At 76.0% G+C, this 7,119-nt stretch carries 7 protein-coding genes; 3 read left to right on the forward strand and 4 right to left on the reverse strand.

Annotated elements, in window-relative coordinates; genetic code table 11:
- The first annotated feature begins 123 nt into the window (after positions 1-123).
- Positions 124-531 carry a DUF5997 family protein gene (locus CBZ_RS05435; RefSeq protein ID WP_246013078.1) on the forward strand — a complete coding sequence of 136 codons (408 nt, stop codon included), beginning with the start codon at positions 124-126 and terminating at the stop codon, positions 529-531.
- 207 nt (positions 532-738) lie between these two features.
- On the opposite strand, the gene CBZ_RS05440 is transcribed toward CBZ_RS05435, so the two are convergent.
- The 3 genes from CBZ_RS05440 to CBZ_RS05450 form a co-directional block, all read right to left on the reverse strand.
- The gene (locus CBZ_RS05440) at positions 739-1,764 is read right to left on the reverse strand and encodes a LysR family substrate-binding domain-containing protein (RefSeq protein ID WP_130780572.1); all 1,026 of its coding nucleotides are present in this window, start codon (positions 1,762-1,764) and stop codon (positions 739-741) included.
- Between the two features lie 23 nt (positions 1,765-1,787).
- Positions 1,788-2,525 carry a tRNA (guanosine(46)-N7)-methyltransferase TrmB gene (gene trmB / locus CBZ_RS05445; protein ID WP_130780573.1) on the reverse strand — a complete coding sequence of 246 codons (738 nt, stop codon included), beginning with the start codon at positions 2,523-2,525 and terminating at the stop codon, positions 1,788-1,790.
- 122 nt (positions 2,526-2,647) lie between these two features.
- Complete coding sequence (locus CBZ_RS05450) at positions 2,648-3,433, reverse strand: VOC family protein (RefSeq protein WP_130780574.1); 786 nt, start codon at positions 3,431-3,433, stop codon at positions 2,648-2,650.
- 121 nt (positions 3,434-3,554) lie between these two features.
- On the opposite strand from CBZ_RS05450, the gene CBZ_RS05455 reads away from it, so the two are divergent.
- Both CBZ_RS05455 and CBZ_RS05460 read left to right on the forward strand, forming a co-directional pair.
- A complete protein-coding gene (locus tag CBZ_RS05455) occupies positions 3,555-4,550 on the forward strand; it encodes a cation diffusion facilitator family transporter (protein ID WP_130780575.1) in 996 nt (331 codons plus the stop codon).
- A gap of 85 nt (positions 4,551-4,635) precedes the next feature.
- Positions 4,636-6,018 (forward strand): ion channel protein, encoded by a 1,383-nt coding sequence (locus CBZ_RS05460; protein WP_130780576.1) that lies wholly within the window; start codon positions 4,636-4,638, stop codon positions 6,016-6,018.
- On the opposite strand, the gene CBZ_RS05465 is transcribed toward CBZ_RS05460, so the two are convergent.
- Positions 5,963-7,036, reverse strand: coding sequence for an alpha/beta hydrolase (locus CBZ_RS05465; RefSeq protein WP_130780577.1), 1,074 nt, complete (start codon positions 7,034-7,036; stop codon positions 5,963-5,965). The genes CBZ_RS05460 and CBZ_RS05465 overlap by 56 nt on opposite strands.
- Between the last annotated feature and the right edge of the window lie 83 nt (positions 7,037-7,119).

The raw sequence follows: 7,119 nt of genomic DNA on the forward strand, positions 1-7,119 counted from the left end.
GTCCCGTGGAGACTGTGGCGCCCGGTGCGACACAGTCTCCACGGCGGTGCCGACGGCGGTGCTGACGGCAGGGCCGGCGCGCAGCGCGCCGGTGTTCGACGCGGCGGTCGTTAGGCTGGCCCGGTGAGTCCCAAGAAGCCGCAGGAGATGAAGCCGTCGACGGCTGCCGCCAAGCTCGACGTGTACCTGCCGGCGACCCCGGCCGAGTTCCAGGAGGGGACGGTCACCCGCGACGAGCTCGCCGAGCTCCAGCGCAACCCCCCGCAGTGGCTCGTCGACCTGCGTCGTGACGGGCCGCACCCGCGCTCCGTCGTCGCCGGGCGGCTGCGCGTGTCGATCAGCGGCCTCGCCCGCGGCGGCATCACCGACCCCCTGACGACCGCGCAGATCGAGGAGCTCGTCGCCGACCCGCCCGAGTGGCTGGTCCGCGAGCGCGCCACGTTCGACGAGGTCCGCCGCGAGGAGCGCCGCCAGCGCTCGCGCGAGGCCGACCGCCGCGCCGCGGAGGCCGCCAAGTCCGCCGACGCCTGAGCCGCCCGGCACGGCGGTGCCCGCCGACGCCTGAGCCGCCCGTCCCCGGCCATGGCCGCCGACGCCCTGAGTCGACGGCCCCGGCGTCGAGTTCGTCAGTTGAGGCCGAGTTCGCCGGCTACAGGTGACGACGTCGGCGTGAAGTGACGACCTCGGCGCCCGTGCCGACCCCCCGCGCGGCGGGTGGGTGGGTGTCGTCCGCCGCCGTCAGCGGGGGCGGCGGGGGCGGCGCGGCGGGGTCGTGCCGCCCGGCTTCTTGCCGCCCGGCTTCCCGCCCGTCGACTTCCCGCCGGTCGTCTTCCCGCCGGTCGTCTTCCCGCCGGTCGTCTTCCCGCCGGTCGACCTGCCGCCCGCCTTGCCGGTGGTCTTCCCGCCGGACCCCTTGCCGCCGGACCCCTTGGCGCCTGATCCCTTGCCGCCAGCCGGCTTGCCGGACCGGCTGCCGGGCTTGCCGCCCGACTTCGCGGAGCGGCCGCCCGACGGCTCGGGCGGTGTGCCGCGGCCACGCGACGACGCGGCGGTGCGGCCCCGGACGATGCCGACGAACTCCTCCGTCAGGTCGTCGTGCCGCTCGGTGACCCAGACGAGCGCGACGGCCGAGCCGGGGGCGTCGGTGACCGGGCGGGCGACGACGCCGCGGCGGTGGTGCAGGCGCTCGACGGACTGCGGCAGCAGGACGACCCCGGCCCCGGCGGCGACCAGGTCGACGGCGTCGGCGGTCGTCGGCACCGGTCCGCCGACGAACGGTTCCCCGGGGGGCGGCGTCCAGCCGACGAGGTCGTCGTCGGGGACGATGACGGTCTCGTCGGCGAGGTCGTCGGGCGTGACCTCCTCGGCGACGGAGAAGACGTGCTCGCGCGGCGCGACGACGACGGTCGTCTCGATGTAGAGCGGGATCGTCGACAGGCCGTCACGGTCCACGGGCAGGCGGACGATCGCGACGTCCGCGTCCCCGCCGCGCAGGCGCCGCTCGGCGTCGGCGGGCTCGGACACGACGAGCTCGAGCGGGACGTCGGCGAGCCGGTCCTGCCACACGCGCAGCCACCGGTCGGGGTTGACGCCGGGCACGACGAGCACCCGGAACGTGCGCGGTCCGGCGGCTCCGGCAGCGGGTCGCGGGGCGTCGGCGGGGTGGACGCCTGCCGGGGGCTCGTCGGGCGGCAGGTCGTCGCGCCCGCCTGTCACCTGCTCGTCGGTCGGCAGGTCGTCCGTCGGGCGGTCGTCGGTCGGCATGGTGTCGGTCCCCTCGTCGTGCGTCATCGGACCCGCCGCGCGACGACGTCGCGGACCTCGTGGCCCAGGTGGAGCCCGCGCTGCTCGAACTTGGTCACCGGGCGGTGGGCGGGACGGGGCACGAAGCCGTCGGTCACCAGTGCGGGGTCGGCGGTCAGGACGTCGAGCATCTGCTCGGCGTAGTCCGCCCAGTCGGTCGCGCAGTGCAGGGTCCCGCCGACGCGCAGCCGCGAGCGCAGCAGCGCGACGTGCGCGGGCTGCACGAGGCGCCGCTTGTGGTGGCGGGCCTTGGGCCAGGGGTCGGGGAAGAAGACGTGCACGGCGTCGAGGGTGTCGGGCGGGACGGCGCGGCGGACCAGGTCGAGGGCGTCGCCGTGCGCGACGCGCACGTTCGTCAGGCCGTCGCGGTCGAGCAGGACGAGCAGGTTCGCGACGCCGGGCAGGTGCGCCTCGACGGCCAGGTAGTCGCGGTCGGGGTCGGCGGCGGCCATCGCGGCCGTGGTCTCGCCCATGCCCGAGCCGATCTCGAGCACGAGCGGGGCGTCGCGGCCGTACAGGGCGACGGTGTCGAGGGCTCCGGTGGCGGTGACGGGCGGCGGGCCGAGCTCGTCGTCGTGCACGGAGAACCCGAACCGCGGCCACAGGTGGGCGAGCGCGTGCTCCCGGTCCCGGCCGAGCGTGGCGCGGCGCGGGTGGAACGTGCGCAGCGGCTCGTGCGGTCGGGACGCGACGTGGCGGAACGCGTCGGAGGGCAGGCTCACCCCGCGAGCCTACGGAACGGCGGAGCGCTACCCGACCGCGCAGGGCCGTCGCGCGCGCGCCGACGCCCACGCCCGACCGCGAAGGAGCGCCGCGCGCGCCGACGCACGCCCGACGGTCGCGGTCACGCGACGACGGGGCCCCCGCTGATGAGCGCGAACACCTCGCCGAACGGGCCGGTGACGATCGACATGCGGCCGTACGGGGTGTCGGACGGCGCGCTCATGACGGTCCCGCCGAGCTCCACGACCCGCTCGGCGGACGCGTCGGTGTCGGAGGTGCCGAAGTAGATCGTCCACGCGGCGGGCGTCGCCGGGTCGACCTTGTCGCTGTACGCGCCGATGCCCGCGACGGTCTGCCCGTCGAGCCCGACGGACGTGTACGTGAAGCCGGGGCCGCTCATGTCGTCGACCGTGTACCCGAACACGTGCCGGTAGAACGCGAGCGACGCGGCGTGGTCGTGGCTCATGACCTCGGTCCAGACCATGGCGCCGGGCTCGTCGACGACGTCCCAGCCGGTGTGCTCCCCGGGCTGCCACCCGCCGAACACCGCGCCCGTGACGTCGACGAAGATCCCCATCGCGCCGAACCCGGCGATCTCCATGCCGGGCAGCAGGACCTCGCCGCCCGCGGCCGTCACCGCGTCGGTCGTGGCCGCCAGGTCGTCCGTCGCCAGGTACACGCACCACGCCGACGGTGGCGCGGGGTCCTCGCCGACCGGCTCGCCGAGCCCGGCGACGCGACGCCCCCCGACGAACGCCTGCGTGTACCCGCCGACCTCGGGTCCGCCGCGCTCGAACGTCCAGCCGAGCAGGGCCCCGTAGAAGTCGACGGCGCGGTCCAGGTCGGGCACGGTGATGTCCGCCCACGCGGGCGTGCCGGTCGGCCAGGGGGCGCTGTGCGTCGTCATCGGTCCTCCTCGTCGGGCCACGGAGCGCTCGGTCCGCCGTCCGACGTCGCTCCAGGTCGCTGCCCATCCCACACCCGACACCCGGGTCGCACCACGCGAGGCCGTGTGCTACCCACGACGCATGACGAAGCCCGGCGCGGGTGACGAGCCCGCGGTCGACGTCCTGGGGGTGCCGCGCGCGGCGGACGGCGGGCGCGGGGAGTCGACGCTGACCGTCGTGGTCGCGTTCGCCGCCAACGTGCTCATCGCGGTCGCGAAGACGTTCGCGGCGGTCGTCACGGGTGCGGCGTCGATGCTCGCGGAGGCCGCGCACTCGTGGGCGGACGCCGGCAACGAGGTGTTCCTGCTGGTCGCGCAGCGGCGGTCCGCGAAGCCGCCGGACCCCTCGCACCCCCTCGGGTACGGGCGCGAGGTGTACGTGTGGTCGCTGTTCGCGGCGATCGGCCTGTTCGCCGTCGGGGCGGGCGTGTCGATCACGCACGGCATCCAGGAGCTCGTGCACCCCGAGCCGGCGTCGGACTTCGGGGTCGCGTACGCGGTGCTCGGGGTCGCGTTCGTGCTGGAGGGCGTGTCGTTCGTGCAGGCGTCGCGGCAGGCCCGCCGGGCGGCTGCGCGCCGGGACCGGGACCTGCTCGAGCACCTGCTGGAGACGTCCGACCCGACGGTCCGCGCGGTCTTCTTCGAGGACGCCGCCGCGCTGGTCGGCATCGTCATCGCGACCGCCGGCATCGCCGCGCACCAGATCACGGGGTCGGCGGTGCCCGACGCGGTCGGCTCGATCCTCGTCGGCGTGCTCCTGGCCGTCGTCGCGTTCGTCCTCATCGACCGCAACCGGCGGTTCCTCGTCGGCGAGGCGGGCAGCCCCGAGCTGCACGCGGCCGCGGTGCGGGCGCTCCTGACGCTCCCCGAGGTCGCCCGCGTGACGCAGCTGCGGCTCGCCGTCGTCGGTGCGGGGCAGGTGTTCCTCACCGGCGCCGTCGACCTGGCCGGCGAGCCCGGCGAGACGGAGGCGTCGCACGTCCTCGCGTCGCTCGAGCGGCGGATCGCCGCGACGCCCGGGGTCGTCGGCGCGGTGCTGTCGCTGTCGGAGCCGGAGGAGCCGTCGCTCGAGCCGTGACGCCGGGTGCGCGGGTCGTCACCCCCCGTGGGTGAGGCGTCCCGCGAGGTCACCCCGCGACGCTGGGGCGGGGACGGAGGTGGCGATGACGCAGGAGTCGACCGAGTTCCGCGTGCCCGTGCGCCGGCTGCTGACGCTCGCCGTCCCGGCGGCCGTCGTCGGGGCCCTCACGGCGCTGCTGCTCATCGGGCTCAGCACCGTCGCCGAGCTGCTCGAGGACGTCCTCTGGGACGACCTGTCGGGCGTGTTCGGGCTGACCCGCGACTCGCCCGTGTGGATCGTCGTCATGCTGACGTTCGCGGGGTTCGTGGTCGGGCTGGTCGTCCGGTACGCCCCCGGCCACGCCGGGCCCGACCCCGCGACGGCGGGCCTCCTCGAGCCGCCGCTGGCGCCGCGCGTCGTCCCCGGGCTCGCGCTCGCCATGGTCTTCATGCTCGCGGGCGGGGTCAGCCTCGGGCCGGAGAACCCGATCATGGCGATCAACGCGGCGCTCGTCGTGTGGCTCGGGTCGCGCCTCCTGCCGCAGGTCGGGGTGCCGCAGTGGGTGGCGCTGTCGACCGCGGGCACGATCGGCGCGCTGTTCGGGACGCCGCTCGCGGCCGCGCTGATGTTCAGCGAGCTCGACCTCGGCGACCGGCGCGTCCCGCTGTGGGACCGGCTGTTCGCGCCGCTCGTGTCCGCCGGCGTCGGGGCGCTCACGATGATGTCGCTGTCCGACGCGGAGTTCGCGCTCGGGCTGCCCGCGTACACGTCGACCGGTCTGCGCGACGTCGGGCTCATCATGCTGCTCGCGCTCGGCGCCGCCGCGATCGGGCTGGTCGCGTCCTACCTCTTCACGCCTCTGCACCGCCTGGCGCACCGGGTCCGGCAGCCCGTGCTGCTGCTCACCCTCGGCGGCCTCCTCCTCGGCCTGCTGGGCGTCCTCGGCGGTCCGATCACCCTGTTCAAGGGCCTCTCGCAGATGAAGGAGCTGCCCGGCCTCGTCGGCACGACGACCGCGCTCGGGTTCCTCGGGTTCGCGCTCGTCAAGCTCGCCGCGCTCCTCATCGCGAGCAGCGTCGGGTTCCGGGGCGGGCGGATCTTCCCCGCGACGTTCGTCGGGGTGTCCCTCGGGTTCGCCGTGAGCACCGCGTGGCCGTCGGTCCCGCTGACCCTCGCGGTCGCCGGGACGACCGTCGGGATCATCGTCGCGGCGACCCGCAGCGGGTGGCTGAGCATCTTCCTCGTCATCGCCATCGCGCCCAGCACGGCGCTGCTCGTGCCGCTGCTGTTCGCGACCCTCGCCGCGTACCTGCTCGTGACGAACCGCCCCGAGCTGCGGGCCCTGCCGGACCGGCCCCCGACGCTCGCCGAGGCGGCCGGCGGTGCGGGGCTCGCACCCGCGAACCCCGCGAACCCCGCGGACCCCGCGGTCAGTCCCCCGCGGGACCCGTCCGACCCGCCGGGGCCCGGGCCCCGGACGGCGTGAGCCGCGCGTCGAGGAACCGGACGACCTCGTCCAGGTAGCGCTCGCGCGCGGGCGACGGCGACAGCGCGAGGTCGTGCGCACCGCCGGGGACCTCGACGTACGTGACGTCCCGCCCGAGCCGCGGCGCGAGCGCGCGGATGTGCGCGACATCGAGCACGGAGTCCGTCGTGACGAGCGCGTCGTGGTCGCGGTCGTCGGGCCCGGACGCGTCGGACGCGAGCACCAGGACCGGGCACGTGATGTCGAGCCCGCGCGCGACGCGCGCCTGCCCGGCCCGCACCGTCCGGACGAACCCCGCCCGCGCGGGGAAGCCCTCGTGCGGCTTCCACGCGAGGTCGAACTCCCACTCGCCGCCCGTGCCCGTGTGCAGCGCCCGCCCGTAGTGCGGCGCGATGTGCCCGACGACGACGTCCGGGGCGACCCGCCCGACGACCCGCAGCGCCTGCGTGAGCGGCCGCCGCTCGAACCACGAGCCGCGCAGGTCGAGCCACGGGCTGTTGAGGACGAGCGCGTCGACCGCACCGGGCCGGCCGTTCGCGTAGAGGGACGCGATCAGACCGCCCGTCGAGTGCCCGAGCAGCGCGACCTGCGTGTACCGCTCCCGCAGCAGCCGGACGGCCGTGTCGACCTCCTCGGCATACACCGCCAGGTCGCGCGTGTCGTTCGGCGGGCGGCCGTCGCGGATGGACCGGCCGAAGTCGCGCAGGTCCAGGCCGTGCAGGTCGTACCCGTGCTCCGCCAGGGCGGCGCCGACGTGCGGGTGGAAGAAGTAGTCGACGAACCCGTGCAGGTACAGGACCGCGCGGTCGTGGCGCGGACGCCCGGACCCGGCGCGACCCGGCTCGGCCGGGCCGAGCGTGCCGGCCGGGCCGAGCGTGCCGGCCGGGCTGACGAGCGTCGCGACGGGGTCGACGCCCCCGCGTGAGCGGTCGTCGGGCCGCAGGGGGAGCGTCCGGGCGGTCCACCCGTCGCCCAGCACGTCGGGTGCGTCGGTCGCCGGGTTGACGTCGTCGTCCATGGCGCGATCCTGCCACCGCCCCGCCGATCGGACGACGACCCCGTCATGACGACCGCTCGACAGGCGGAGGCGGTCGTCATGAC

The organism is Cellulomonas biazotea, assembly GCF_004306155.1.
GTDB classification, from domain to species: domain Bacteria; phylum Actinomycetota; class Actinomycetes; order Actinomycetales; family Cellulomonadaceae; genus Cellulomonas; species Cellulomonas biazotea.

Excerpts from the sequence above, each read along its gene's own strand:
- CBZ_RS05440 (WP_130780572.1), bottom strand. The coding sequence starts at position 1,764 with ATGCCGACCGACGACCGCCCGACGGACGACCTGCCGACCGACGAGCAG.
- CBZ_RS05450 (WP_130780574.1), bottom strand. The coding sequence starts at position 3,433 with ATGACGACGCACAGCGCCCCCTGGCCGACCGGCACGCCCGCGTGGGCG.
- CBZ_RS05455 (WP_130780575.1), top strand. The coding sequence starts at position 3,555 with ATGACGAAGCCCGGCGCGGGTGACGAGCCCGCGGTCGACGTCCTGGGG.
- CBZ_RS05460 (WP_130780576.1), top strand. The coding sequence starts at position 4,636 with ATGACGCAGGAGTCGACCGAGTTCCGCGTGCCCGTGCGCCGGCTGCTG.
- CBZ_RS05465 (WP_130780577.1), bottom strand. The coding sequence starts at position 7,036 with ATGGACGACGACGTCAACCCGGCGACCGACGCACCCGACGTGCTGGGC.